Below are 2437 nucleotides of genomic sequence, written 5' to 3' on the forward strand. Positions count from 1 at the left end.
CGCGCCGGCCGGGCGGCGGCGCGGGGTGGGCGCAGCCGGGGCACCGCCGCCCGTCGCCGGGGGCGGCGTCGCGGTCTGCATGCCGCCGCCGCCGTCGTCCCCGCCGCCGCGGATGGCGATGCTCGGCACCGCAATGGGTTGTCCGGGCTCATGCACACGCGTGCCCTTGGGTCTCGACTCCTCCTCGAGCCGCGCCCGCTCCGCCATCTTGATCTGCGATTGCCGGATGTCCTCGACGAGGCCATTGGCGCGCGCGTAATCCTTCGGGGGCTCCCAGTCCGAGTCGCCGAAGATGAAATACCGGTCGAGGAACTCCTGCCGCTCCTGCATCTTGCGCTCGAAGATCGCCCGGAGATCATCCTGGTCGCGGATGATGTACGGCGTGAGGACGAGCAGGAGGTTCGTCTTCTGCTTCTTGACCGTCGTGCTGCGGAAGAGCGCGCCGAGGACGGGGATGTCGCCGAGGATCGGGATCTTCGTGCGCCCGTTGCTGGTGTAATCGCGCATGAGGCCGCCGATGACCACGGTCTGCTGGTCGCGGACGACGAGCGTGGTCTTCGCCTGGCGCTTGACGATCGAAATGGCGCCGAGCGCGCCCTGCGGCTGGCCGGCCTCGGAGATGCTCTCCGTGAGCTCGAGGCGGACCTGATCGGAGTCGTTGACGTGGGGCGTGACCTCGATCTTCGTGCCGACGTCCTGGCGAGGCGCGGCGAAGCCGCCGAGGCCGCCGAGGAGGCCGAGGCCGCCGAGGCCGCCCGCCGCGCCCGCCGCGCCCGCCGCGCCCGCCAAGCCCCCGAGCGCGCCGAGGCTGCCGCCGACGTTGGTCTGCAGTGGGATGTTCGAGCCGATTTCGATCGTGGCCGGGATGTTGTCGGTGGCCAGGATGTGCGGCGTGGCGAGGACGTTCGAATCGTTGTCGGTCGCCATCGCATTCATGATGACGCCGAACGCGGGGATCGTGACGCCGAGCATGTTGTTCGAACCGTTGATCGTGGGGCCGCGGACGCCGAGCGCGAGCGCGCCGAGCTGGCTCGCGAGGTTCGGCGAGGTCGGCGCGCCGAGGGAGGTGAGGATATCGTTGCCGCCATATGCGAGGGCGGGATCCGTCGTGCCATCGATGCCCGTGTTGATCGGCGCGCCCATGTGCCAGCGCACGCCGACGTCGGTATTGCGATCGATGTTCACGTCCATGATGACGGCCTCGATGAAGACCTGACGGCGCGGCTGATCGAGCTCGTCGATGACGCTGCGGAGCGCGGCGTAATCGCGGAGCGAGGAGGTGACGACGAGCTTGTTCGAGCCCTCGTCGCAGGTGATCTTGACCTGGCCCTCGAAGATGTCCTCGGTCGAGCCGGGGACGGGCGGGGCAGCCTGCGCGCCGCGGCGACTCCCGGCCGCGCCGCCGCCGCCCGCGCCGGCCGCGCCGCCGAGGAGCTGGTTCAGCGTGCCCGAGAGGTCCTTGCAACCAGCGTGCTGGAGGGGCAATACGTGCATCTGGCCTTCGCCGGATTGCGGCACGTCCATGCGCTTGATGAGCTCGAGCAGGCGCATGTAATCGGGCTGGTTCGCCGTGATGACGAGCGAATTCGTGCGGTCGTCGGCGAGGATGCGCGCGCCGCCGCCGCCGCCGCCGCCCGCGCCGCCCCGAGCCCCGCCCTTGCCGCCCGCGCCCGGCTTGAGATCGAGGATCTCGTTCAATTTCATGGCGACGTCGTTCGCCCCGGCATAATGGATCGGCTCGAACCAGATCTGATCCCCCGCACCGCCGACGTCGATGTCCTCGAGGATGCGGATCATGCGCTGCACGTTCGAGCCCGTGTCCGTCATGATGATGAGGTTGCCGGACGGGTGGACCGTGATGTCGCCTTCCTTCGATTTGAACTTCCCGAGGACGTTCGCCGCCTCGTTCGGATCGACGCTGGCGACGCGATACATGCGGGTGATGAAGCGATCCTCGGCGGGGACCGCGGTGCCGGCGCCGTAAATGGGGGTCGTCTGCGAGACGACGCCGGGGGTCTCGACGATCTTGAGGAAACGGCCGTGCGGAATGACGGTGAGGCCGTTCGTCTCGAGGATCGAGAGGAACGCGCTGTACGCCTCCTGGACCGTGACCTTGTCCGGCGAATACACCGTGGCTTTGATCTGGCGGAGCTTGCCGCCGTAAATGAAGCGCCGGCCGGTGATGTTGCTGATGGCCTTGACGAGCTCGTTGAGGTCGGCCTCCTCCAGATTGAAGGAGACCATGAAGTTGCCATTACGCGGCTTGAAGTCGATTTCCTTCGGGCCCTGCTTGACGCCGGCCATGGGATCCTCGCCGACGACGGGCGCGGGGCCGAACGGCGCGGCGGCGCGCGGCGGCGGGCCGGGCGGGAAGCCGGGAGGAGCCCCCGTATTCGGGCCGCCCGCGCCGCCGGGCGCGGCCGGAGCCGCAGCGGCG

At 69.3% G+C, this 2437-nt stretch carries 1 protein-coding gene; it reads right to left on the reverse strand.

The window, feature by feature from the left end; all coding sequences use genetic code 11:
* The coding region (gene gspD / locus QHF83_RS53155; RefSeq protein ID WP_282425857.1) for a type II secretion system secretin GspD at positions 1-2304 on the reverse strand (2304 nt) is incomplete at its 3' end.
* Between the last annotated feature and the right edge of the window lie 133 nt (positions 2305-2437).

The sequence above is a fragment of the Polyangium sp. 15x6 genome (assembly GCF_029960785.1).
Lineage (GTDB): Bacteria > Myxococcota_A > Polyangia > Polyangiales > Polyangiaceae > Polyangium.